The sequence below is a fragment of the Bradyrhizobium sp. HKCCYLRH3073 genome, assembly GCF_051167995.1.
Taxonomy (GTDB): domain Bacteria; phylum Pseudomonadota; class Alphaproteobacteria; order Rhizobiales; family Xanthobacteraceae; genus Bradyrhizobium.
The window spans coordinates 793,424-818,966 of the sequence record NZ_JBNPUD010000001.1 but is presented as its reverse complement, the minus strand read 5'-3'; the positions used below and the strand labels follow the sequence as shown (position 1 = coordinate 818,966).

The 25,543-nt window shown below is 66.0% G+C and carries 18 protein-coding genes; 7 read left to right on the top strand and 11 right to left on the bottom strand.

Features of this window, described 5'->3' with window-relative positions; translation table 11 throughout:
* Positions 1-172 precede the first annotated feature (172 nt).
* Both ACQR1X_RS03680 and ACQR1X_RS03675 read left to right on the top strand, forming a co-directional pair.
* Complete coding sequence (locus ACQR1X_RS03680) at positions 173-1,114, top strand: ABC transporter permease (protein ID WP_315715755.1); 942 nt, start codon at positions 173-175, stop codon at positions 1,112-1,114.
* A gap of 64 nt (positions 1,115-1,178) precedes the next feature.
* Positions 1,179-2,009, top strand: coding sequence for an ABC transporter permease (locus ACQR1X_RS03675; protein ID WP_315801390.1), 831 nt, complete (start codon positions 1,179-1,181; stop codon positions 2,007-2,009).
* 233 nt (positions 2,010-2,242) lie between these two features.
* Here ACQR1X_RS03675 and ACQR1X_RS03670 read toward each other — a convergent pair whose 3' ends face one another.
* From ACQR1X_RS03670 to ACQR1X_RS03660, 3 genes are all read right to left on the bottom strand, one after another.
* Positions 2,243-5,341, bottom strand: a complete 3,099-nt coding sequence (locus ACQR1X_RS03670; RefSeq protein WP_434898345.1) for a MexW/MexI family multidrug efflux RND transporter permease subunit — start codon at positions 5,339-5,341, stop codon at positions 2,243-2,245.
* A gap of 83 nt (positions 5,342-5,424) precedes the next feature.
* Positions 5,425-6,615, bottom strand: coding sequence for an efflux RND transporter periplasmic adaptor subunit (locus tag ACQR1X_RS03665; RefSeq protein WP_315801367.1), 1,191 nt, complete (start codon positions 6,613-6,615; stop codon positions 5,425-5,427).
* A gap of 1 nt (position 6,616) precedes the next feature.
* Positions 6,617-7,303, bottom strand: coding sequence for a TetR/AcrR family transcriptional regulator (locus ACQR1X_RS03660; protein WP_434882885.1), 687 nt, complete (start codon positions 7,301-7,303; stop codon positions 6,617-6,619).
* Positions 7,304-7,583: 280 nt separating this feature from the next.
* On the opposite strand from ACQR1X_RS03660, the gene ACQR1X_RS03655 reads away from it, so the two are divergent.
* Positions 7,584-8,804, top strand: coding sequence for a cytochrome P450 (locus ACQR1X_RS03655; protein ID WP_434882881.1), 1,221 nt, complete (start codon positions 7,584-7,586; stop codon positions 8,802-8,804).
* 960 nt (positions 8,805-9,764) lie between these two features.
* On the opposite strand, the gene ACQR1X_RS03650 is transcribed toward ACQR1X_RS03655, so the two are convergent.
* From ACQR1X_RS03650 to ACQR1X_RS03640, 3 genes are all read right to left on the bottom strand, one after another.
* Positions 9,765-10,706 carry an NAD(P)H-binding protein gene (locus tag ACQR1X_RS03650; RefSeq protein ID WP_434894279.1) on the bottom strand — a complete coding sequence of 314 codons (942 nt, stop codon included), beginning with the start codon at positions 10,704-10,706 and terminating at the stop codon, positions 9,765-9,767.
* Between the two features lie 309 nt (positions 10,707-11,015).
* Complete coding sequence (locus ACQR1X_RS03645; RefSeq protein WP_434898344.1) at positions 11,016-11,864, bottom strand: VOC family protein; 849 nt, start codon at positions 11,862-11,864, stop codon at positions 11,016-11,018.
* Positions 11,861-13,120 (bottom strand): Glu/Leu/Phe/Val family dehydrogenase, encoded by a 1,260-nt coding sequence (locus ACQR1X_RS03640; protein WP_434898343.1) that lies wholly within the window; start codon positions 13,118-13,120, stop codon positions 11,861-11,863. Before ACQR1X_RS03640 ends, ACQR1X_RS03645 begins: the two co-directional genes overlap by 4 nt.
* 206 nt (positions 13,121-13,326) lie before the next feature.
* Here ACQR1X_RS03640 and ACQR1X_RS03635 point away from each other — a divergent pair, with 206 nt between their 5' ends.
* A complete protein-coding gene (locus ACQR1X_RS03635; protein WP_315805870.1) occupies positions 13,327-14,220 on the top strand; it encodes a sugar kinase in 894 nt (297 codons plus the stop codon).
* Positions 14,221-14,242: 22 nt separating this feature from the next.
* The gene (gene rbsK, locus ACQR1X_RS03630; protein WP_434898342.1) at positions 14,243-15,151 is read left to right on the top strand and encodes a ribokinase; all 909 of its coding nucleotides are present in this window, start codon (positions 14,243-14,245) and stop codon (positions 15,149-15,151) included.
* Here rbsK and ACQR1X_RS03625 read toward each other — a convergent pair.
* Positions 15,148-16,383, bottom strand: a complete 1,236-nt coding sequence (locus tag ACQR1X_RS03625; RefSeq protein WP_434898385.1) for an NAD(P)/FAD-dependent oxidoreductase — start codon at positions 16,381-16,383, stop codon at positions 15,148-15,150. The two genes, rbsK and ACQR1X_RS03625, sit on opposite strands and share 4 nt — an antisense overlap.
* A gap of 113 nt (positions 16,384-16,496) precedes the next feature.
* Here ACQR1X_RS03625 and ACQR1X_RS03620 point away from each other — a divergent pair, with 113 nt between their 5' ends.
* Positions 16,497-17,282 carry an enoyl-CoA hydratase/isomerase family protein gene (locus tag ACQR1X_RS03620; RefSeq protein WP_434898341.1) on the top strand — a complete coding sequence of 262 codons (786 nt, stop codon included), beginning with the start codon at positions 16,497-16,499 and terminating at the stop codon, positions 17,280-17,282.
* 8 nt (positions 17,283-17,290) lie between these two features.
* Here the strand turns inward: ACQR1X_RS03620 and ACQR1X_RS03615 are convergent, their stop codons facing one another.
* Both ACQR1X_RS03615 and ACQR1X_RS03610 read right to left on the bottom strand, forming a co-directional pair.
* Complete coding sequence (locus tag ACQR1X_RS03615; protein ID WP_434898340.1) at positions 17,291-18,997, bottom strand: IlvD/Edd family dehydratase; 1,707 nt, start codon at positions 18,995-18,997, stop codon at positions 17,291-17,293.
* 141 nt (positions 18,998-19,138) lie between these two features.
* A complete protein-coding gene (locus tag ACQR1X_RS03610; RefSeq protein ID WP_315805865.1) occupies positions 19,139-19,957 on the bottom strand; it encodes an NAD-dependent epimerase/dehydratase family protein in 819 nt (272 codons plus the stop codon).
* An 89-nt stretch (positions 19,958-20,046) separates the two neighbouring features.
* Here ACQR1X_RS03610 and ACQR1X_RS03605 point away from each other — a divergent pair, with 89 nt between their 5' ends.
* The gene (locus ACQR1X_RS03605; protein WP_434898339.1) at positions 20,047-21,015 is read left to right on the top strand and encodes an SMP-30/gluconolactonase/LRE family protein; all 969 of its coding nucleotides are present in this window, start codon (positions 20,047-20,049) and stop codon (positions 21,013-21,015) included.
* Between the two features lie 111 nt (positions 21,016-21,126).
* Here the strand turns inward: ACQR1X_RS03605 and ACQR1X_RS03600 are convergent, their stop codons facing one another.
* Entirely contained in the window at positions 21,127-22,557 is a 1,431-nt protein-coding gene (locus tag ACQR1X_RS03600; protein WP_434873690.1) for an aldehyde dehydrogenase family protein, read from the bottom strand.
* A gap of 489 nt (positions 22,558-23,046) precedes the next feature.
* Positions 23,047-25,413 carry a transketolase gene (locus ACQR1X_RS03595; protein WP_434873689.1) on the bottom strand — a complete coding sequence of 789 codons (2,367 nt, stop codon included), beginning with the start codon at positions 25,411-25,413 and terminating at the stop codon, positions 23,047-23,049.
* Between the last annotated feature and the right edge of the window lie 130 nt (positions 25,414-25,543).

The window sequence follows — 25,543 nt, the reverse complement described above, 5'->3', positions numbered from 1 at the left end:
CTCACTCCGCTCCCTCCCCCCTTGTGGGGGAGGGTTGGGGAGGGGGGTGCCACGCACTCCGATCTCGCTTGGGGCACCCCCCTCCCTGTCCCTCCCCCACAAGGGGGGAGGGAACGCAAGCGGCACGACCGGAGTCTGATTGCAAGCATCAGCGTCGGGAGAGGCACTGATCATGCTGACCTTCCTCGCCCGCCGCATCGCCCAGATCATTCCGACCTTGATCTTCGTCTCCATCCTCATCTTCTCGCTGCAACAGCTCCTGCCCGGCGATCCCGCGCTGGTGATGGCCGGCGAGGAGCGCGATCCCGCCGTGATCGAGCAGATCCGCAAGCAGTATCGCCTCGACCAGCCCCTGCCCGTTCAGTACGGCTACTGGATCAAGGGCGTGCTCTCGGGCGATTTCGGCGAGTCGCTGCGCATCAAGATGCCGGTGCGCGATCTCATCCTGCAGAAGCTGCCCGTGACCCTGCAGCTCGCCTCGATGGCGATCGTGATCGCGTTCCTGATCGGCATTCCCGCCGGCATCGTTTCCGCCGTGAAGCGCGGGACGGCCTGGGACTATGCCGCCAACCTGTTTGCACTGTGGGGCATCTCGACGCCGAACTTCTGGCTCGGCATCATGCTGATCTTCCTGTTCTCGATCCAGCTCGGCTGGCTCCCCGCCTCCGGCTACGTCTCGCCCGCCGAGGACTGGCGCGCCAGCCTCGCCGCCACCATCATGCCGGCCTTCGTGCTCGGCAACGCCATCGCCGCGATCCTGATGCGCCACACCCGCAGCGCGATGCTGCAGGTCCTGGGCAGCGACTACATCCGCACCGCGCGCGCCAAGGGCATCTCCGAGCGCCAGGTCATCCTGCGCCACGCGCTGCGCAACGCCCTGACGCCGGTCATCACGCTCGGCGCGCTCGAGCTCGGGACGCTGTTGTCCGGCGCCGTGCTGACCGAGCAGATCTTCTCGATCCCCGGCTTCGGCAAGCTGATCGTCGACGCCGTGTTCAACCGCGACTACGCCGTCGTGCAGGGCGTCGTGCTGGTCACCGCCACCGTCTACATCATGCTGAACCTGATCGCCGATCTCGCTTATGTCCTCGTCAATCCCAGGCTGAGGAGCTGAGATGGCCGAGACGACGCTGTCGGCTCCATCAGGAGCACGCGCCCTCGCTCCGCTCGAACGGCCGATGCAGCGCACCTGGCGCCGGCTGGTAAAGCGCAAAGGCGCAATGGTCGGGCTCGGCCTGATCACGGCCTTCATCCTGCTCGCCGTATCAGCGCCGCTGGTGGCGCCCTACGATCCCGTCAAGACGAGCTGGGCGCTCGTGCGCAAGGCGCCGTCCGCGGCGCATTGGTTCGGCACCGACGATCTCGGCCGCGACGTGCTGGCCCGCGTGATCTATGGCGCGCGCGCCTCGCTGCTGGCCGGCGCGATCTCGGTCGCCATCGCGCTGGCGATCGGCGTCCCCATCGGCATGACCGCAGGCTTTCGCGGCGGCTTCATCGATGCCCTGATCAGCCGCATCACCGACGCGATGCTGGCCTGCCCGTTCCTGATCCTGGCGATCGCGCTGGCGGCGTTTCTGGGCCCGAGCCTCGGCAATGCGATGATCGCGATCGGCATCTCGGCGACGCCGATCTTCGTCCGGCTGACCCGCGGCGAGGTGCTGAGCGTCAAGGTCGAGGAATATGTCGAGGCCGCCCGCAGCGTCGGCGATACCGACCTGCAGATCGCGGTCAGGCACATCCTGCCCAACATCATGCCGGCGCTGCTGGTGCAGGCGACGCTGTCGGTCGCCGCCGCCATCATCGCCGAAGCCGCGCTGTCATTCTTAGGTCTGGGCCAGCAGCCGCCGGCCCCGTCCTGGGGCAGCATGCTCAACGCCGCCCAGCGCTTCCTCACCAATGCCCCCTGGATGGCGATCTGGCCGGGGCTCGCGATCTTCCTGGTGGTGCTGTCCCTCAACCTCCTCGGCGACGGCCTGCGCGACGCGCTCGATCCGCAGCAGGAGGAGTAGGCCCTCGCTAGCGCAACACCCTCCAGTGTCGTCCCGGCGAACGCCGGGACCCATAGCCACCGTCGGTCGTTGTTGCGCGAGAAGGTCACTCCGCGCCTGCCTCAAACCACTGCCTGGGGTTATGGGTCCCGGCGTTCGCCGGGACGACAGCGAGGGGCGTCGAGAGACCGGTCAAAACAAAACGGCGGCTGCCAGGGCAGCCGCCGTCGATGTCGTGAGACCAGGCGCCCTCGTCACGTCGCCTTCAGCGCATGATCGGTCTCGGCGTCGAACTGGGCGATCTGACGGGCGCGCAGCGACTTGGCGGCGGCCTGGTGGTTGGTGGCGATGACGGTGTAGACGGCCGGCAGCACGAACAGCGTGAACAAGGTGCCGATCGACATGCCGGCGACGACGACGAGGCCGATCGAGAAGCGGCTGGCGGCTCCGGCGCCGGTCGCGGTCAACAGCGGGATCAGGCCGGTGACCATCGCCGCAGTGGTCATCAGGATCGGCCGCAGGCGGATGCGCGCGGACGTCTCGATGGCGGTGCGGCGGTCCATCCCCTCGTTGAGCTGCAGCTCGTTGGCGAACTCCACCATCAGGATGCCGTGCTTGGTGATCAGGCCGACCAGCGTCAGCAGGCCGACCTGGGTGTAGATGTTCATGGTCGCGAGGCCGAAGAACAGCGGAATCAGCGCGCCGACGATCGCCATGGGCACGCTGATCATGATGACCAGCGGATCCCTGAGGCTCTCGAACTGCGCCGCCAGCACCAGGAAGATGATGATCAGCGCGAAGCCGAAGGTGATGGCGAGCTGATTGCCCTCCTGGACGTATTGACGGGCGTCGGCGAGATAGTCGTGGCTGAAGCCGGACGGCAGGTTCTTGGCCTGCTTCTCCAGGAAGTCGACCGCCTGCCCCACGGTGACGCCCGGCATCGGCACGGCGGAGAAGGTCGCCGAGTTGAGCTGGTTGAAATGCGTCAGCGAGTTCGGGTCGGTCGCGGTCTCGATGTTGACGACGGTCGACAGCGGCACCTGCTGCCCGGCCGAGGTCGCGACATAGTAGCCGGACAGAGATTCGGGCGAGATCCGCTTGTCGCGCGGCACCTGCGGAATCACCTGATAGGATCGGCCCTCGAGGTTGAAGCGGTTGATGTAGTTGCCGCCGAGCAGCACGGCCAGGGTGTTGCCGATCGACTGCATGGTGATGCCGAGATCGCTCGCCTTGCTGCGATCGATCCAGACCTTGACCACCGGCTGGTTGAACTCGAGGTCGCTGTCGGAGACGATGAACATGCCGCTCTTGCGCGCGGCGTCCTTCAGCTTGGCCATCTGCTCATAGACCGCCTGGAAGCCGCTGGTCGAGCTGATCACCATCTGCACCGGCAGGCCGCCGGGGCCACCCGGCAGCGCCGGCAGGTTGAAGGCGAAGGCGTTGATGCCCTCGATCTTCGACAGCTCCGCCTGCACCAGCGGCTTCAGCTTGATCGAGGAGCGCGTGCGCTCGTCCCACGGCTTGAGCAGCATGCCGGCGAAGCCGCCCTGCGGGCCTTGGATGCCGTTCAGAACGAAGCGAAGATCGGTCTCGGGGAACTTCTGGAACGCCTTGTCGACCTTGTCGGTGTAGAAGTTGATGTAGTCGATATTGGCGTATTTCGGCGCCTTGGTGATCGAGAACACGATGCCCTGATCCTCCTCCGGCGCCAGCTCCTTGGCGGTGTGCATGTAGAGGAAGCCGACGAGGCCGAGGATCGTCAGCGCGAACAGCGCCGTCACCGGCCGGTAGTCGAGTGAGCGGTCGAGCTGGCGGCCGTACCAGCGCGTCATCGCGCCGAACACCCGGTTGACGAGCCGCGCGAAGCGGCCCTCCTCGGCGCTGCGCAGCAGCACCGAGCACATCATCGGCGACAGGGTCAGGGCGATCACGCCGGAGACGATGACCGAGCCGGCGAGCGTGAAGGCGAATTCGCGGAACAGCGAGCCGGTGAGACCGCCGAGGAAGCCGATCGGGGCATACACCGCAGCCAGGGTGATCGTCATCGAGATGACGGGGCCGACGATCTCGCGGGCGCCCTGCAGCGCAGCCTGCACGGGTGCCTTGCCCTCCTCCAGATGGCGATGGATGTTCTCCACCACGACGATGGCGTCGTCCACGACCAGTCCGATCGCCAGAACCATCGCCAGCAGGGTCAGCAGGTTGATGCTGAAGCCGAGCGCCAGCATCATCGTGCAGACGCCGATCAGGGACAGCGGGATCGTCACGACGGGGATGATGACCGAGCGCAGCGAGGCCAGGAACAGGAAGATGACCACGATGACGATCAGCACGGCCTCGCCGAGCGTGTGCTCGACCTCGTCGATCGAGGACTGGATGAACTTGGTGGAATCGTAGGCCACCTTCATCTTCATCGACGGCGGCAGGTTGCGCTCGAGGTCCGGGAACAGCGCGCGCACACCCCTGACGATGTTGAGCGGGTTGCCCTGTGGCGTCGCATCGACGCCGATGAAGATGGCGCGCTCGCCGTTGAAGGCGACGCTGGCGTCGGTGCTCTGCGCCGCGAGCTCGACGGTCGCGATATCCTCCATGCGAACGAAGCCGCCGTCCTTGGCCTTGACGATCATCCGCTTGAACTGGTTGACGTCGGTCAGGCCGGTATTGGTCGTGACGTTGGAGACGATGAAGTAGCCCTTGGCCTGTCCGGCCGCGGACTGGAAGTTGTTGGCCGCGATCGCTGCCGCGACGTCGGTCGGCGACACGTTGCGGCCGGCCATCTTCTCGGGGTTGAGCCAGATCCGCATCGCAAAGGTCTGGCCGCCGAGAATGTTCGCCGCGGCGACGCCGTCGACCGTCGACAGCACCGGCTGCACCACGCGCGTCAGGTAGTCGGAAATCGCCGATCCCGACAGCTCCTCGCTGGAGAAGCCGAGATACATCACCGAGGTCGTCTGGCCCGTCGTCTTGGTGACGATCGGGTCGTTGGATTCCTTCGGGATCAGGTAGCGGACCGAATTGACCTTGGCGAGCACCTCGGTGAGCGCCTGGTTCGGATCGAAATTCAGCTTGATGAACACCTGGATCGTGCTGGTGCCCTGCACCGAGGACGAGGTGATGTAGTCGACGCCCTCGGCGGAGGCGACCGCCTGCTCCAGCGGGGTGGTGATGAAGCCCTGCATCAGGTCGGCGGACGCGCCGGGATAGACCGTCGTGACGTTGACGACCGTGTTCGACAGCTTCGGATATTGCCGGATCGGCAGCACGAAGGCGGCGCGCAGGCCGAGCAGCAGAATGAGCAGGCTGACCACGACCGACAGCACCGGGCGCTTGATGAAGATATCGGTGAAACGCATCGCGGCAATCCCGTCAGCAGAGGTCAGATGAGGTCCGGACGGGCCGCCACGATCAGGCGGCCCGGCATTGGCTCAGAGGGCGCTCAGTAGCGCGGCGGCTTCGCCGGGACCGGCGGCAGCGGATCTGTGGAGATCGCGACCGCGGCGCCGGACTGGATCTTGAGCTGGCCGACGGCGACGACGCGATCGCCTTCCTTGAGACCCTTGAGGATCACCGCGCGGCCGTTGATGCGGTCGCCGGTCTGCACATAGATGCGGTCGGCCGTCAGCGCGGTCTTGCCGTCGTCGGTCTTCTTCTCGTTGATGACGAACACCGAGTCGCCATAGAGCGTGTAGTCGACAGCGGTCTCCGGCACCGTCAGCACCGGCGGCTTGTCCGGCAGCACGACCGTGGTGGTCGCGAACATGCCGGGCCTGAGGATGCGCTCCGGATTGGCGATCGTCGCCTGCACCCGGATGTTGCGTGTGTCGGTCGCGATCTGCGGCTCGATCGTGGTGATCTTGCCCTCGAACGTCTTGCCCGGATAGGCATCGACGCCGACGCGCACGGTCTGTCCGACCTTGAGCTGACCGCTGTCCTTTTCGGTCACGGTGAAGTTGACCCAGAGCTGCGACAGATCGGTCAGCGACACGATCTGCGATCCGGCGGACAGATACTGGCCGACTTCGACCTTGCGGACGCCGAGGTCGCCGTCGAACGGCGCGCGCACGAGCTTCTGCGCGATCAGCGCTTCGGTCTTGGCGACGCCGGCCTGGGCCTGGTCGTAGGCGGCCTGGGCCTGGTCGACGGTCGCCTGCGGGCCGAACTGGCGCGAGGCCAATTGCTTGGCTCGGTCGAGCGACAATTGCGCCACGGTGACCTGGGCCTTGTAGTTGGCGAGGTCGCCCTGCTCCGGCGCATCATAGAGCTGCACCAGCGGTGTGCCCTGCTTCACCGTCGTGCCCGGCGTGAACATGATGTCGGTGATGCGGCCAGAGGCGTCGGAGGTGACGTTGACCTGATGCACGGCGGCGAGATCGCCGACTGCGGTCAACAGGTTCGGCACCGTCTCCGAACTCGCCGTCGCGACGCTGACGTTGAGCGGCGGTGGCTTCATGTTGGCGAAGAACTGCGCGATCATCTTGTCGCGGAACATGTTGAACCACACGAAGCCGCCGACCAACGCCGCGAGCAGCGCGCCCACGACGATGAACCACAGCACCGGGCGGGTGCGCTTGCGCGGCTTGTCGTCGACCGGCTTTCCGGAGAGCTTGGGTTCCGTCGCAATGTTCATGTCATGCACTTTCTGCCGTCGCCGGCCGGGCCGGAGGTTGCGACAATTCGTGATCGAGGTGGCACGCAATGGCGGCATCGGTCAGGCCGATGCCGCGGAGAATGAATTCGCTGAGCTGGCGCTCCAGGCTCGCAGCAGTTCCATACGGCACACACGGAACGGATGGAAGCCGCGTCAAGGCCGCCATCAATACGGTGTGGTGCGCGAACCAGAACAGGTCACGGGGCGCAGCCACGAGACGCACGGCATCACCACACGCAATGGCGCTTTCCATGGAGTTAACGAACTTGGCGCCGATCAGATCATCGATCTTCGTATACAGCAGCCTTGCGAATTCGCCATCGTCGAGATGGCTCGACGCCATCAGCCGCAGCCGCTGCTCTTCTTCCTCATTGGGGCCGTCGGCGATCCCGAGGAAATGCCGGACCATCCCGGCCATCATCATGACCAGCGTCGCGGTCGAAGGTTCCTGACTGAGCAGCACCTCGAAATCCGGATCGGTCTCGCACTCCTCGGTGAGGATCTCCGCATAGAGCGCCGCCTTGGAGGGGAAATGTTTGAACAGCAGCGCTTCGGAGATCGCCGCCGCCGCGGCCACGCTCTTGGTCGTGGTGCCGGCATAGCCATGACGCGCGAAGCAGCGCTTGGCTGCACCGAGGATCAGCTGCCTCCGGAGATCGCTTGTCATGCGCAAAGTGGACATCGGCCGTGAGTAAATACTCACTTGATCTATGTCAAGAAAGATGCCGCGGCGCAGCAGGGTCGGCGGCCAAGTCCCTGAAATTACAGGTGGGATTTCACGGGCGCCAAAGGCAACTCTATACCTCTCAAAGCGGCGGATCTGCGGCACCGCTCCATCAATGGATGCAATGCCGCGCGGGGACCACCGCGGCGGGCGCATTTTCTTCCGCCGCGCGCCATGCGACGGTCACCGGGACAAAAACAAGAATCGGCCGGGAGGACCAGACATGACCGACGACGCAGCGCTCGCCAGCCAGTTCGATCTCGAGAGCCTGACGCCGGCGTTCTACGCCGATCCCTACCCGACCTATCGCGCGCTGCGCCGGCACGCCCCGGTCAAGCGCATGCGCAACGGCTCCTATTTCCTCACCCGCTACGACGATCTGGTCACCGCCTACAAGGCAACCAGGACGTTCTCGTCGGACAAGAAGCGCGAGTTCGCGCCGAAATACGGCAACTCGCTGCTGTACGAGCATCACACGACGAGCCTCGTCTTCAACGATCCTCCGGCGCACACACGGGTGCGCCGCCTGATCATGGGCGCGCTGTCGCCGCGCGCGATCGCCGAGATGGAGCCTGCGCTGATCGCGCTGGTCGACGGGCTGCTCGACCGGATCGCGACCAAGGACAGATTCGAGCTGATCGAGGATTTCGCCGCCGCAATTCCGATCGAGGTGATCGGCAACCTGCTCGGCGTGCCGCATGACGAGCGCGCGCCGCTGCGCGACTGGTCTCTCGCCATCCTCGGCGCGCTGGAGCCGGTGCTGACGCCGGAGCAGTTGTCACGCGGCAACCAGGCCGTCGGCGACATGCTGACCTATCTCGAAACCCTGGTCGCGCGCCGGCGCGCCGCCCCCGGCAATCCCGAGCGCGACGTGCTGACGCGGCTGATCCAGGGCGAGGCCGACGGCGAGCGGCTGAGCGAGACGGAGCTGCTGCACAACTGCATCTTCCTGCTCAATGCCGGCCACGAGACCACGACCAATCTGATCGGCAACGGCCTGGTGCTGCTGTGCCAGCATCCGGCCGAGCGGCAGAGGCTGATCGAGGCGCCCGGCCTGATACGCACCGCGGTCGAGGAGATCCTGCGCTACGAGAGCTCCAACCAGCTCGGCAACCGGATGACGACCGAGGCGGTCGAGCTCGGCGGCGTCGCCTTGGCGCCCGGAACATCGGTCACGTTGTGCATCGGCGCCGCCAACCGCGACCCCGCCCAGTTCGACGACCCCGAACGCTTCGACATCACCCGCCTCGCCAACCGCCACCTCGCCTTCGGCACCGGCGCCCACCAATGCGCCGGGATGGCGCTGGCAAGACTGGAGGGCGCCGTGGCGATCTCGCGGTTTCTGGCACGGTTTCCGAACTATCAGCTCGACGGCGAGCCGGTGCGCGGCGGGCGGGTGCGGTTTCGCGGCTTTGCGAGCGTGCCGTGTGTGGTCGAGGGCTGACGCGATCGTCGCTCTCGCGATAGCTCCTCCGTCTTGACTTCAGACGGCCCAGCCATGACGGCCTGGGTGGCAGTTCGTAGGGCGGATTAGCGAAGCGTAATCCGCCGCTGACACGGCCAACTGCTGTTGAAGGACACGCTCTGCTGCTGGCGCGGCGGATTACGCTTCGCTAATCCGCCCGACCGACTTTACGTAGCGCTCCTCACTTTGTTTTCGAATTGCAAGATTTTTGTTTCGCTTCATCAGAAATCATGTTATACGCGCGCCGTCCCGTCTCACAAGAGGGGCGCTTCGCGGTCGTCACGAACGTTGAGGCGGGATGCGGTGGGCGTGTTGGTGTCGCAGCGTGGTTTTCCGCGCCGACGAACGGCATCGATGCGCACGGTCAAGTCGCGTGGTCCTGACACCCCGACGCTGGTGTCACGCTTGCGTTGGCGCTCACGCGCGGCGCGGGCAACGGTGGCCAGAAAGCCCGGAGCACCGGGGAGAACGCGAAGCAGCCGTCAAAACCATCGCGCGGGGAATGCCGGGATGTCTCGGCTGAACCTGTGGTTCCTGCCGCCTGCATTTTTTTCCGCAGGCGGGCCATGGGTGCGGCCAGCGCCCGGCATTCCCCGTGCCCTCTTTTCGGAGAGGGCAGGACGAAGCGCAAAGCTCGGACGCGAACCGCGCCGCGAGGGGGTGACCGCATGTCTCACCGCCTTCAGCACAAGTCTCATCGTCCCAAACACAGCTCTCACCATCGTCATTGCGAGCGATGCGACGTGTCCGCCAAAGCCCGAAGGGCGACGGCGGAAGCAATCCAGGGCTGGGCATGCGACTCTGGATTGCTTCGTCGCTTGCGCTCCTCGCAATGACGCCGCGCATAAGGAGACCGCCGAGGGGCGAGCTATCGAGTTACTCGTCATGCCCGGGCTTGACGATGGAGAGGGTGGAATGCTCAACAGCGCGCTGGGGATTTCAGAACACCGCGTGGTCGCCGCGCTCGGCCGTGGCCTCGCCGCGGATCAGCCTGGCGTAGTAGTCGAACAGCGTCTCCGAACCCGTCGACGGCGTGGCGTCGGCGTCGTAGCGGCCGGTGGCGGGGTCGAGCACCAGCATGGATTCGGTGGCGTAGTAGCGGCCGATGCGGGCGAGCTCCGCCTTGTCGGCGAGCGACGGCACGACCCGACCGGCAAGATCGAGCCCGCGGATGACGACGTCGAGCAGCGCCACCGGGACGTGGCGGATGTGCGGCTTGCGTCCGAGCAGCGCGAACAGATGCTCGCCCTGCTCCAGCGGCGTGATGGCCGGTCCGGGGCCGCCGATTGGCAGCACGCGATTCCAGCAGCTCTCGTCATCGAGGCAGCCGGCCAAGTAGTCGCCGAGATCGGCGTCGCTGATCGGCTTGCACGCGGTGAGACGGCCATCGCCGAACACGAGATATGGCCGGCCCTGTCTGACACGCTCGACCTGCCCGGACAGCGACTTGAAGAACGCGGTGGGACGAACGATCGAATGGATCAGGCCCTGCTCCATCAGATGCGCTTCGAACGCCAGCTTGGCCTGCTGAAACGCCAGCAGCGGCTTCTGCACGCAGATGGCAGACAGCATCACGAAGTGCGTCACGCCTGCATTGCGGCCGGCCTTCAGCACGTTCACATGAGCCTGGTGGTCGACCGCCCAGGCATCGCGCGGCACGCCGGTGCGCGAGGCCATGCAGGACACCACGGCGTCGAAATGCTCACCGCGAAAGCCGTCCCGCGCCAGCGAGACGGGATCGGTGACGTCGCCCGTTCTGACGGTGGCACCCTGGACCCGCACGGCGTCCTGGCGCGGACGGACGAAGCAGACCACCTCATGCCCCCGCGCGACCAGCGCACGCACGGTGGCGCGGCCGATCGTTCCCGTCGCGCCGAGCATGAAGACACGGCGCGGACCAGACGAAGGGACGACGATAGGAGAGGTCATCGGCTGAGGCGAAACTCTGGAAACCGTCCCAATCTATATCACCGCCTGCCCTTGCGCGGCGTCGAGACTGCCACGGGAATTCTCGTCATGCCCGGGCCCGTCCCGGCCATCCACGTCGTCCGGCGTGTGCGGTGCTACGTGGATGGCCGGGACGAGCCCGGCCATGACGGGTCGAAAGAGCTGAGCGCATCCCGACGCACTAGCGTTGCTCGCGACCTGCCGTGCCGTTGTCCGAACGCCTCTCCACGCTCCGCGAATCCCTCACTCCGCCACGCGCGGGGTCTTCTCCAGGATCAGCGTGTGGATACCGCAGGTGCCGCTGTAGAGGCTCATCACCCGGGTGCCCGGCTTGCGGCCGGCCCGTGGCTCGGAGACCTGCAGGCCGGCGTCGAGCAGCCGCGCGCGCGTGGCCTCGATGTCGGCGACGCGCCAGCTCAGGCCCCACAGCTTGTCATGGGCCTTGTCGTTGCCGGCGACCGGCCGCTTCACCACCTCGACGATCAGGTCGCCGCAGCGGAAGAACATCAACTGGCCCCATTCCTGATGGCTGCGGTCGAGCGCCATGTCGAGGCCGAGCCGCGCGCCGTAGAGCGCGGCGGCGCGTTCGGGGTCCTCGGTCGAGATCACGATATGGTCGAGGCCGAGCACGGCCGAGCCGGCGGTCTTGGCGGACGGCGGGCGGGGCTCGGCAAGCTCGAGGAAGAACATGCGCACGCCACGCGTGAGATCGGTCATGGCGCGGGTGCGCTTCCAATGCAGCGTCTGGCCCGAGATGCGATCGGTGTTGTCGACCTCGGCGATCGGGTCCGGCTTCAGCGCGACCCGCTCCAGCCGCCGGTGCATCTTGCCGATATCGCCGGTGGCAAAGCAGATGCTGGCGAGCCCCTCTCCCCAGATCTTGATCACGTTGCGGATGCGGTCGGCGGCCACGCCCTGGCCTGCCGGCGCCATCAGCTCCAGGCTCATATTGTCGAGTGTGAACAGGACGCGGTCGGCGCCCTCGCCCGAATTCTGCCAGGACGGCTTGCGCGCCAGCAGCGTCTCGAACGCGGCGCTGCCCGCCTGGATGTCGTCGAGAAGGACGACGACGTGGTCGAGCCCGGTGATCACGGAAACAGCCCCCGCGAGTTCTTGGCGTTGCGCACCTTCTCGACGCCGATCGCCATCGCGGCTGTCCGGTGCGAGATGTCGTCGGCCTTGGCGCGCGCCAGCATGCGCTCGAAGGCGCGGTCGAGGATCTGGTACTCCCTGCGCATCACCTCCTCCTCCTCCCAGAACAGCTGCTGCAGATCCTGCACCCATTCGAAGTAGCTGACGATGACGCCACCGGAATTGCAGAGGATGTCGGGAATGACGAAGATCTCCTTGCGGCGCTGCTCCAGCACCAGATCAGCATCCGGCGTGGTCGGACCGTTGGCGGCCTCCGCGATCACCCGGCATTTCAGATGAGCCGCCACCTTGGCGTCGATCACGCGCTCGACGGCCGCCGGCACGAGGATGTCGCAGGCCAGGGTCAGGATCTGGTGTGGATCGAAGGCGAGTTCGGTCGAGAACCCGGCGATGCTGCCATGCTTCGCGGCGTGCGCCATCAAGGCCGGGACGTCGAGGCCGCGCGGATCATGGAGGGCGCCGGTGTGATCGCTGACCGCAATCACCTTCATACCCATCCGGTGGAAGCCGAGCGCGGCATAGGAGCCGACATTGCCGAAGCCCTGCACCACGGCCGTGGACGTGGTCGGGTCGATGCCCAGCTCATCCATCACCCGCCTCGACACATGGGCGACGCCGCGGCCGGTCGCCTCCCGGCGGCCGAGCGTGCCGCCGGAAAACACCGGCTTGCCGGTGACGATCTCGGTCACGGTCTGGCCCTGGTACATCGAATACGTGTCCATGAACCAGGCCATCACCTGCTCATTGGTGCCCATGTCGGGCGCCATCACGTCGGTATGCGGGCCAACGAAAGGGATCATCTCCTGCATGTAGCGGCGGGACAGCGATTCGAGCTCGCGCCGGGACAGTTTGGACAGATCGACGGTGATGCCGCCCTTGGCGCCGCCGTACGGCAACCCGACCAGCGCGCATTTCCAGCTCATCCAGATCGCGAGCGCGGCGACCTCGCCAATGTCGACCGTCGGGGCGAATCGCGTGCCGCCCTTCGTCGGCCCCATCGTCAGCAGATGCTGGACCCGGTAGCCTTCATAGACCGCGATCGTGCCGTCATCCTTGTGGATCGGACACGAGACGGTGATCGCCCGCTTCGGCAAAAGCAGCCGGTCCCGCTCGTCGGCTGGGATGCCAAGATGGTCGGCGATCACGTTGAACTGATTGGTGGCCATCTCGAAGACCGGACCCGCATAGACAGTCATATTCCACTCCCGAATCTGCGTTTCTGCAGGCCGGCAACCATAGCGCGACCCGCGCGCCGGCGGCAGGGGGCCACCGGTAGCAGACGGCCGATCTCAACCACCAAGGTGACGATTTGACGAAGAATTTCAGCGTTGATCCGCTTTGACCGCTTGCTAATCTGCGGCGCCGGGGCCGCGACCACCCCTTGAGTGAGACAAAAATGGCAATGCAGGCCCTCTTCATCGGACAGACCTACATCGACGTTACGTTCATTACCGACCACATGCCGACGGGGGACGAGAAGCACGTGGCGTCCGACTATGCCGTCTCGTTCGGCGGCAATGCGGTGACTGCGGCATTTTGCTGCGCCAAGCTCGGCATCGTGCCCGACCTGATCGCGACCGTCGCGAATGACTGGCTCGGGCGGATGTTTCAGGACATGACCGCGAAATACGGCATCTCCGTCCATCCCCGGAAGGTCAATGCCTCATCGCTGTCCTTCATCATGCCGAAGGACGGCAAGCGCGCGATCGTGCGCTGTCGCGACGATGCGCACATCCATCCGTTCCCGCTGCTCAATCTCGGCAATTGCCGGGCGCTGCATGTCGACGGCCACCAGCCCGACGCCGCGTTGCATTATGCCAAGCTGTGCCGCGAGGCCGGCATCCTGACCTCGCTCGACGGCGGCGGCCTGCGCACCAACACCCATGAGCTGCTCGAATATATCGACGTCGCGATCGTCGCCGAGCGGCTGTGCGAGCAGATGGATCTCACGCCGGAAAAGATGCTCGACTACCTGAAGAGCCGCGGCTGCCGCATCGGCGGCGTCACCCAGGGCGAGAAGGGCCTGCTCTGGTATGACGAGGTCGGCGCCGTGCATACGCTGCCGGCCTATCCGATCCCGCGCGAGCGCGTGATCGACACCAATGGCGCCGGCGACGTCTTCCACGGCGCGTATGTGTATTCGTACCTCGCCGATCCCGCCAAGGGCTGGAAGGAGCATTTCGAGTTCGCGCGCGCGGCCTCGACGTTCAAGATCCAGAAGCTCGGCAACGAGGCCGGCCTGCCGACGCTCGCCGATATCGAGCTGGTCCGGCAGGAATTCGAGGCGCGCGTCTAGCGGCTGTTTGGGAGAAAAGCGGATGGGACGGGTCGTCGTCGCCGGCAGCATCAACATGGATGTGGTGGCGGCGGCCGAGCGCCATCCGCGCATCGGCGAGACCGTCGCCGGCCGGTCGGTGATGTACTTTCCCGGCGGCAAGGGCGCGAACCAGGCGGTCTCAGCCGCCAAGCTCGGCGCGCCGACGGCGCTGATCGGCCGCCTCGGCCGCGACGCCTTCGGCGAGCAGCTGCGCGCATTTCTCACGGCTCAGGGCATCGACCTCGCCGCGGTCAAGGACAGCGCGGACGCGTCGACGGGCACCGCGATCATCACGCTGGCGAACGCCGACAACACGATCGTGGTGATCCCCGGCGCAAACGCCGAGGTCAGCGCCGATGACGTGGCGCAGATTGCCCTGACGGCGGGTGACGTGGCGGTCAGCCAATTCGAGATCCCGCAAGCGACCATCGCCGCCTTCTTCCAGCGAGCAAAAGCGGCCGGCGCCACCACGATCCTCAACCCCGCCCCCGCCAGCGCCTTTGGCCGCGAGCTGTTCGCGCTGGTCGACGTCCTCGTCCTCAACGAAACCGAGCTGGGTGTTCTGGCCGGCATCGAGGTCGGCGAAGCACCGACGCCGCAGAAGGTGAATGAGGCAGTTCGCGCGCTCAAGCCTCGCGACGATCAGACGGTCTGCGTCACGCTCGGCGCGCGCGGCGCGGTCGCGGTCTCTGGTGCCGAGGCAAGGCTGGTCGAAGGCCGCGCGGTCAAGGCTGTCGACACCACGGGCGCCGGCGACTGCTTCGTCGGCGCGCTGGCGGCGCGACTGTCGCAGGGCGCGGCGATCGCGGATGCGATCGCCTACGCCAACGCTGCGGCGTCGATCTCGGTGCAGCGGATGGGCGCCGGCCCGTCGATGCCCACTGCCGAGGAGGTGCGCGCGCTGCTCTAGGCGAGAGCGCTCTTCAGGTCGAAGCTGGGATCAGCGGCCTTGGCTGCATCCAAGGTGCCGCCCGCAGCAAGCAACTTGCGGCCGAACATATGGTCGCCGGCGCGGTTGACCGACTCGATGCCGACCAGCCGGCCCTCTTTGTAACAGAATGCGGAGAACGCCTTTTGCGCCGGATCCCCGCGCAGCACGACCTGGTCATAGCCCGTGGTGAGCCCCGCGATCTGCAGCTTGTCGTTGGCCTGATCGCTCCAGAACCACGGCTGCCCGTCATAGGGCTTGACGTCGCCCGTCAGCCGCGCCGCGACGCAGCGGGCATGATCGGTGGCGTTCTGCACCGACTCCAGCCGCAGCGTGCCGCCAAAGCGTTGGCTGGCAAACAGCGCGCAGTCGCCGATGGCCGAGATGTGCGGGTCGCTGGTGAGCAGATATTCGTCGACCACGATCCCCGAGGCGACCCGCAGTCCCGCCTCGGCCGCAAGCTCGACATTCGGCAGCACGCCGACGCCGACCACGACGAGATCGGCGGGGATGTGCCGACCATCGCTGAGGCTGACGCCGGTGACCTTGTTGCCGTCGGCCTCGATGCTGGTGGCCTGCACGCCGAGATGGATGCGCACGCCGGCTTCCGCATGCTGCTTCTGGAAGTAGTCCGAGATTTCGGCGGTCACGGCCCGCGCCATCACCCGCGCGCCGAGCTCGAGCACGTCGACCTCGAGGCCCTTGATCCGCGCGGTCGCCGCGAATTCGAGACCGATGAAGCCGGCGCCGATCACCACGGCCCGCTTGGCATCGGCGAGCAAGCCTCGCAGCGTTTCGCTGTCGTCGAGAATGCGCAGATAGCGCACGGCCGGGAGATTGGCGTTGGGAATGTCGAGCAGCCGGTTGCGCGCACCGGTCGCGAACACGAGGTGCCCATAGTCGAGCGTCCGACCGGAGGCGAGCTGCACCTTGCGCTGATCGCGCTGAACCGCGACGGCACGATCGTAGACGAGATCGATGGTCTGGTCCGCGTAGAACTTCTGCGGCCGAAACATCAGGGTCTCGGGACCGCCGGTGCCCTTGAGATAGGCCTTCGACAGCGGCGGGCGCTGATACGGCAGATGCGGTTCGTCGTTGATCAGGTGAATCGGATCGGCAAAGCCTGCCTGACGCAGCGAGGTCGCGAGCTGGAATCCCGCATGCCCCGCACCCACGATCACCACCGGTCCCTTCGTCACTGCGCCCTGCCCCATTCTGTCATTGTCCATGCCGACGGAACCGGGTTTTGGCAGACTTGCCCGGCATTGTCACCGGTTCCGCCGTGCGGTTTAAATGCGGCAACAAGAACCACGCCCGGGAGGTATGAATGTCGGACGCCGTAGCGGAACCTGCCCGCCTGAGCATCGAGGGTCCGATCGCGACCATCACGCTCGACCGCCCGGCGGCGTTCAACGCCATCAACCTTGCGATTGCGAAGCGCTTGGAGCTGCTTGCAGCCCAAGTAGAGGCCGACGAGACCATCCGCGTGCTGATCCTGAAAGGCGAAGGCCGCGCCTTCTGCGCCGGCGGCGATCTGCAGACGATCGGCGCTGCCGCTGAGGCCAACGCTATCACGCCTGTCGTCAGCGAACTGCTGCATCACTACCATGCTTTCATCGCGAGCCTGCGGCGCATGCCCAAGATCGTGCTGGCGAGCGTGCACGGCTCCGCCGCCGGCGCAGGGATGTCGCTCGCCTTCGCCGCCGACCTCTGCATCGCCGCCGAGGACGCGCGCTTCACGCCGGCCTATGCCAAGCTCGGCGTGTCGCCCGACGGCGGCGGTACAGTTGGCATGGTCGCCACTGTGGGCATCAGGCGGGCGTTGCAGATCTTCCTGGCGGAGGACAGCTTCACGGCCGCGCAGGCCCATGAATGGGGCTTGGTCGCGAAAGTCGTCCCCGCCCCCGGGCTCGCTGCAGCCACCGAAGCGCTGGCGCAGCGACTGGCGCAGAACATGCCGGCGGGGATCGCTGCGACCAAGGCGCTGATCCATCGCGCACTGACCAGCTCGGTCGAAGACCAGCTGGCGGCCGAGCGGGATGCGATCATCAATTGCATGCACACCGACGAATTCCGCGCCGCCGTGAAGCGGTTCACCAGCAAGGGAAAGTAGGACTGCGCTCAACTCTTCCCTTTCCGGCGCATGAAATCGAAATCGCAGCCGTCGTCGGCCTGCAGGATCGTTGCATGGAAGAGATGCGCATAGCCGCGCTCGGCCCATTCGGGCGTTGCGGCTTGCTTCAGCGCAGCGCGACGCCGGTCCAACTCGGCGTCGTCGACCAGCAGGTCGATGCTGCGCTTTTCGACATCGAGCCGGATCATGTCGCCGCTCCGCACCAGCGCCAGCGGACCGCCGACGGCGGACTCCGGCGTGATGTGAAGGACGATGGTGCCGAACGCGGTGCCGCTCATGCGCGCATCGGAGATGCGCACCATGTCCTTGGTGCCGCCGCGCCCGAGCTTCTTCGGAATCGGCAGGTACCCCGCCTCCGGCATGCCTGGCGCGCCCTTGGGTCCGGCATTGCGCAACACCAGGACGTCGTCGGCCGAAACATCGAGAGCGGGATCATCGACCCGCAGGGTCATGTCCTCCACCGACTCGAACACGACGGCGCGCCCGGTATGTTGCAGCAGCTTCGGGCTCGCCGCCGAATGCTTGATGACTGCGCCGCGCGGCGCCAGATTGCCGCGCAGCACGGCAAGGCCGCCTTCCGGCTTGATCGCGTCATCGCGCGCGCGGATCACGTCCTGCCCGGGAACATCCTCCGCCGCAGCGACGATGTCGCGCAGCGACTGGCCGGTGATCGAGCGGCAATCGAGGTCGATGAGATCGCCAAGCTGCTTCATCAGCTTCGGCACGCCACCGGCGTGGTGGAAATGCTCCATGTAGTGATCGCCGGACGGCTTGAGGTCGACCAGCACCGGCACCTCGCGCCCGATGCAGTCGAACGCATCGAGGTCGATCCTGTGCGGCGTCCGGCCGGCGATGGCGGTGAGATGCACGAGCCCGTTGGTCGAGCCGCCGATCGCCTGCAGCACCACCTGCGCATTCCGGAACGCCGCAGGGGTCAGCAGTTCGCTCGGCTTCGGTCCCTTCACCTTGGCCATCTCAGCCGCGACCCGGCCGCTGGCCTCGGCCGAGCGGAAGCGCTCGGCGTGGGGCGCCGGGATGGTCGCGCTCATCGGCAGGGACAGGCCGAGCGCCTCGGTGATGCAGGCCATGGTCGAGGCCGTGCCCATCACCATGCAGGTGCCGACCGAAGGCGCGAGCCGGCCGTTGACCGCATCGATCTCGCTGCCGTCCATCTCACCGGCGCGATACTTCGCCCAGAGACGTCGGCAATCGGTGCAGGCGCCGAGCACCTCGCCCTTGTGATGCCCGACCACCATCGGTCCGACCGGAATGACCACGGTCGGCAGATCGGCGGACACCGCGGCCATGATCTGCGCCGGCAAGGTCTTGTCGCAACCGCCGATGACGACAACGGCGTCCATCGGCTGCGCGCGGATCATCTCCTCGGTTTCCATCGCCATCAGGTTGCGCAGATACATCGAGGTCGGATGCGCAAAACTCTCGGCGATCGAGATGGTCGGAAACACGAACGGCATCGCGCCGGACAGCATGACGCCGCGCTTCACCGCTTCCAAAATCTGCGGCACGTTGCCATGGCAGGGATTGTAGTCGCTGTAGGTGTTGGTGATGCCGACGATCGGACGATCGAGCGCGTCATCGGAATAGCCGGCCGCCTTGATGAAGGCCTTGCGCAGGAACAGCGAGAATCCGGCATCGCCGTAAGCGGTCAGTCCCTTGCGCAGGCCGTCGGTCATGGTCTTCTTTTCTTTCGTTGCTCTGTCTCGTTATTCCGGGGCGCGCGAAGCGCGAACCCGGAATCCAGAAGTGGTTTAAACTCTCATGTCGAGATTCCGGGTTCGCGTCCTGCGGACGCGCCCCGGAATGCCGACCTTGGATCACCCCCAATCGATGATCCGGCTGGTGTCGCCATCGAACTCCGTGGTGCAGAACGCGCCGCCCTGGAAATAGTCCCCAATCGGATCGGCCGGCAGCTTGGCCTGCTCGGCCATGGCGTGCTCGCGGAAATCCTCGGCGCGGCCGGTCGGGCGGTAGCCGAGATCATAGGCGCGCTGGTTGTCCCACCAGGCGCGTTCATTGAGCGAGGCGCCGTACAGCACCTCGAAGTGGATGTCCGGATGCTCCAGGCCGATGCGGCAGAGCTGCACGAGATCCTCCGGCTTCAGCCAGATCGACAGACGGCGCTTGTCGAGCGGCTTGTCGCCGAAATTGCCGATGCGAAGGCACGTGACCTTCAGCCCGTGCTTGTCGGCATACAGAGACCCGAGCGCCTCGCCGAACACCTTGCTGACGCCGTAGCGGCCGTCGGGGCGCGGCTGCACGTCGTTGTCGATCTTGCGATGGCGCGGATAGAAGCCGACCGCGTGGTTCGACGACGCGAACACCACGCGCTTCACACCCTTGCGGCGGGCGGCCTCGAACAGATTGTAGCCGCCGATGATGTTGGCCTGCAGGATGTCGCTCCACGGTCCTTCGACCGAGTAGCCGCCGAAATGGATGATGCCGTCGACGCCCTCGCACAGCGCCTCGACCTGGGACAGGTCGGCAAGATCGGCCGCCTTGAACGTCTCCTGGCTGGACAGATCCGCCGGCGGTCTGAGGTCGCTGAGCAGAAGGTCCGGATAGATCGGCGGCAGCAGCTTCCGCAAGGAAGTGCCGATTCCACCGCTCGCTCCGGTCATCAAGATACGTGGCATTTCATCCCTCTTGTTCGGCCCGCAGGTTTGCGGTCATTGCTTGGCGATGATAGCAGAGATCGTAACGGCGCAATAACAGGACCGGCCAAATGTCCGACGGAAACGCTCACGCGCAGGGCTTTCGCCCTGCCACCTTCTATCCCGATCCGGCGATCCAGGCGCTGGATCCGCGCTTCGAGAAATACTGGCTCAAGCTCTCCGCGGTCGAGCGGCTCGCCACCGGGCTGCGCTGGGCAGAGGGGCCGGTGTGGTTTGGCGACGGGCGCTATCTCCTCTGCAGCGATATTCCCAACCAGCGCATCCTCAAATGGGAGGAGGAGACCGGCGCGGTCTCGATCTTCCGCAAGCCCTCCAATTTCGCCAACGGCAACACCCGTGACCGGCAGGGACGGCTCGTCACCTGCGAGCATGGCGGCCGCCGCGTCACGCGCACCGAATACGACGGCTCGATCACCGTGCTGATGGATTCCTTCAACGGCAAGCGGCTGAACTCGCCGAACGACGTCGTGGTGAAGTCCGACGGCTCGATCTGGTTCACCGATCCGACCTTCGGCCTGCTCGGCAATTACGAGGGCTACAAGGCCGAGCCGGAGATCGACACCCACGTGTACCGGATCGACGCTGCCACCGGCCAAGCGACCATCGTCGCCGAAGGCGTGCTGGGGCCGAACGGGCTGTGCTTCTCGCCCGACGAATCCATCCTCTACATCGTCGAATCCCGCGGCGTGCCGACGCGCAAGATCCTCGCCTGTGACGTCTCCGCCGACGGCACGACGCTCACCAACAAGCGCGTCCACATCGATGCCGGCCCAGGCACGCCGGACGGCATGCGCTGCGACGTCGACGGCAATCTCTGGTGCGGCTGGGGCATGGGCTCGCCCGAGCTCGATGGCGTCATGGTGTTCGCGCCGGATGGCGCGCCGATCGGCCGCATCGCTTTGCCCGAGCGCTGCGCCAACGTCTGCTTCGGCGGCCTCAAGCGCAACCGCCTGTTCATGGCTGCCAGCCAGTCGATCTACGCACTCTACGTGAACACGCAGGGCGCGCTGGGGGGCTGACATCCGGTCCCGTACGGTGGGCAAAGGCGCGGAGCGCCGTGCCCACCTGCTTCGTTGTCGGCGCGAACGGTGGGCACGCTGCGCTTTGCCCACCCTACGCATCCTCACCGATCAGGCCGCGTTGTAGCCCGCGACCGCCTTGACCTCGAGATACTCCTCGAGACCGAACTTGCCCCATTCGCGGCCGTTGCCGGACTGCTTGTAGCCGCCGAACGGCGCCGTGCGGTCGTTCGGCACGCCCTGCAAATTGACGTTGCCGGCGCGGATCTTGCGGCCGACCTCGCGGGCCTTCTCGATCGTCGGAGCCGAGACGTAGCCGGCAAGACCATAGGGCGTGTCGTTGGCAATCTTCACCGCCTCGGACTCGTCCTGCGCACCGATGATGACGAGCACCGGCCCGAAAATCTCCTCGCGCGAGATCGTCATGTCAGGCTTGACGTCGGCGAAGATGGTCGGACGGACGTAGAAGCCCTTGTTGACGCCCTCGGGCAGGCCCGGACCGCCAGCCACGAGCGTCGCGCCCTCCTCGATACCCTTGTTGATGAGGGCCTGGATCTTGTCCCACTGGCCGCGATTGACGACCGGGCCGATCGTGGTGCCCTCGCCGCGGGGATCGCCGGCCTTGGTCTTGTCGGCGACGCCCTTGGCGATCGCGGCCACTTCCTTCATCCGCGCGGCCGGCACGATCATGCGCGACGGCGCGTTGCAGGACTGGCCCGAGTTGTTGAACATGTGCATGACGCCGCCGGTCACCGCCTTGGTGAGGTCCGCCCCCTCCAGGATCACGTTCGGCGACTTGCCGCCGAGCTCCTGGCTGACGCGCTTCACCGTCGGCGCTGCGCGCTTGGCGACGTCGATGCCGGCGCGGGTTGAGCCGGTGAACGAGATCATGTCGATGTCCGGATGTTCGCTCATGGCGGCGCCGACCTCCGGCCCGAGGCCGTTGATGAGGTTGAACACGCCCTTCGGCACGCCGGCTTCATGCAGGATCTCGGCGAAGATCAGCGCCGAGGTCGGAGTGAATTCCGACGGCTTCAGGATCATGGTGCAGCCCGCGGCCAGCGCCGGCGCGACCTTGCAGGCGATCTGATTGAGCGGCCAGTTCCAGGGCGTGATCATGCCCACCACGCCCACCGGCTCGCGCACGACCACGGACGCCGGAAGCGTCTCCTCGAACTCGTATTTCTTAAGCACGTCGAGCGTCGACATCAGATGGCCGAGGCCGGCGCCGGCCTGCAGCTTCTCCGCCATCGGCAGCGGCGCGCCCATCTCGTCGGAGACGGCGGCGCCGATCTCCTTCATGCGGCCCTTGTAGATCGCGATGATCTTCTCGAGCAGGGCGACGCGCTCATCGCGCGAGGTCTGCGAAAAGGTCTCGAAGGCGCGCTTGGCGGCGGCGACGGCCTTGTCGACATCGGCCTTGGAGCCCAGCGCAACCTCATACATCGCCTCCTCGGTCGCCGGATTGATGACCGGGGTGGACTTCTTGACGACCGGATCGACCCAGGCGCCGTCGATGTAGAATTGCAGGCGATTGACCATCGGAAAACCTCTTCACGTGGAAGCATATGGGGGAGCGGCTGCGCGCGGACCGGCATCCTGGCACGCGCGATCCGCGGGATGAACCCGCCACATGCGGGGACCGGGGTTGCGTCCCGCGGATATAGGAGCAAGCCCGCGACCGGCGCAAGCCGACGCGCCTGCGTTTCGTCGCCGCTCCATTTTGCATCGCAACAAGCGTGGCTCCCTCTTTCGCCGCTAACCGGCCATCATTCCGGATGGCAGAATTCCCGTCGCCGAAGATTCATTTCCAAGATGTGAACTGCTTCACATCGCCGTTGGATCGCCGTGGCTAATCTCCCCGTCATAGACATCCCGGCATCTCGAAAGGACGCCGGACACGATTTCAGAACCGATATTTTCGCCTGTTCTTATTGCTTGGCCTTTTAGCACGTAGACATTTGATCCAAGTTGCGACGCCGTCTCCTTCACCCCAGGTGAGCGAGGCGGCGTCCTTGTTTCCGCCCCCTCTCACACCGCCATCTTGCGATGCCTCACCGGGGCGCCGGTGAGGCTCTCGGCGGCGTCGATGATCGCGTTCGCGTCCATGCCGTTGTGGCGATAAAGGTCGTCGATCGTGCCGGTCTGGCCGAATTTCTCCACACCCAGCGCCTCGACGCGATGGCCGCGCACCGAGCCGAGCCAGCCGAGCGTCGCCGGATGGCCGTCGATCACGGTGACGATGCCGCAATCGCGCGGCAGCGGCGCCAGCAACTGCTCGATGTGGCTGAGATGCTGCCCGCCGCGGCGATGCCGGCGCAGGCTGCGCGCCGCCGTCCATCCGGCATGCAGCCGGTCGGCCGAGGTGATCGCGAGCAGGCCGACGTCGCGGCGGGACTCGCCGATCAGCCCGGTCGCCTCGATCGCCTCCGGCGCGACCGCGCCGGTATAGGCGACGATCACCTCCGCATTCGGGCCCGGCTTGCGCAGCCAATAGGCGCCCGCGGCGATGTCGGACTCCAGCTCGGGCGTCATGATCCGCTGCGGCTGATCGATGGTGCGCGTCGACAGCCGCAGATAGAGCGAGCCGCCCTCGCCTGCCGCGGCTTGCATGTGGGCAAAGCCCCATTTCATGATCACGGCGAGCTCGTCGACGAAGGCCGGCTCGAACGACGACAGCCCGTCCTGCGCCATGCCGATCAACGGCGTCGCGATCGACTGATGCGCACCGCCTTCCGGCGCCAAGGTCACGCCGGACGGCGTCGCCGCCACCATGAAGCGCGCATCCTGGTAGCAGGCGTAGTTCAGCGCATCGAGGCCACGCTCGATGAAGGGATCGTACAAGGTCACGACGGGCAGCAGCCGCGCGCCATTGATGGCGTGCGACAGGCCGAGCGCCGAGGCCATGATGAACAGGTTCATCTCGGCGATGCCGAGCTCGATATGCTGTCCCTTCGGCGAGGCCGCCCAGTTGAAGGTCGAGGGGATCTTCTCACTGCGGAACAAATCGGCCTTCTCGGCGCGCGCGAACAGGCCACGGCGGTTGACCCAGGCGCCGAGATTGGTCGAGACGGTCACGTCCGGCGACGACGTCACGATGCGCGAGGCCATCGCGCTGTCGCTGCGCGCGAGATCGTTGAGGATCAGGCCAAAGCCCTGCTGCGTCGACATCTGGGCCGCGGCGGTGAAGGTCAGCCTGGGCACGTCGAACACGGCGTCATCGAGCCGGCGGCCGTCGCGGTTGAACGGCACCGAGGCGAGGAACGACTCCAGCGTCGAAGCATCCTGCGTCAGTCCCTCGAACTTGTCCCATTCATGGCCCGGGCGGATGTTCTGCTGCGCGCGCCATTTCTCCATCTGCGCGACTGTCATCAGCCCGGCGTGGTTGTCCTTGTGGCCCTGGAACGGCAGGCCGACGCCCTTGATGGTGTAGGCGATGAAGCAGACGGGGCGATCGTGGTCGATGGACTCGAACGCCTCCAGCATGCTCGCCATGTCGTGGCCGCCGAGGTTCGACATCAACGCCAGCAGTTCGTCGTCGCTGCGCTTGTCGAGCAGCCGCGTCACGTCGCCCTGGTCACCGATCTCGTCCTGGATGTGCTTGCGGAAGGCAGCCCCACCCTGGAAGCACAAAGCCGCGTAGAGCGCGTTCGGGCAATTGTCGATCCAGCGCCTGAGCGCCTCGCCGCCGGGCTCGGCGAACGCCTCGCGCATCAGCCGGCCGTATTTGACGATCACCACATCCCAGCCGAAATTGCGGAACATGGTCTCGAACTTCTCCCACAGGCCCTCGCGCACGACAGCGTCCAGGCTCTGGCGGTTGTAGTCGACGATCCACCAGGTGTTGCGCAGGCCGTGCTTCCAGCCCTCGGCCAGCGCCTCGAAGATGTTGCCCTCGTCCATCTCGGCGTCGCCGACCAGCGCGATCATGCGGCCTTCGCGGCGATCCTTCATCCAGCCATGCGCCTGCACGTAGTCCTGCACCAGCGACGAGAACAGCGTCTGCGCGACGCCGAGCCCGACCGAGCCGGTCGAGAAGTCGACGTCGTCGACATCCTTGGTGCGCGACGGATAGGATTGCGCGCCCTTGAAGCCGCGGAAATTCTCCAGCTTCTCGCGCGTCTGCCGGCCGAACAGATACTGGATCGCGTGGAACACCGGGCTCGCATGCGGCTTCACCGCGACGCGATCCTCCGGACGCAGCACCGAAAAGTACAGCGCCGACATGATGGTCGCGAGCGAGGCGGATGACGCCTGGTGGCCGCCGACCTTGAGGCCATCGGTGTTGGGCCGGATGTGGTTGGCGTGATGGATGGTCCAGGACGACAGCCACAACGCCTTGCGGGTCAGCGCATTCAGGATATCGAGACGGTCTGACGATGCGGATGGCGTGGCCATGGCGCTGCTCCCCGGGTATTGCTGGATTCGTGGACTTTAATCCTCTTGCCACGGCCAGAATTCTCAATTTTTCGCGCACAGAGCGGCTCTATTGGGATATTTTATCAACCTGAACTCATTTTCAGCGACT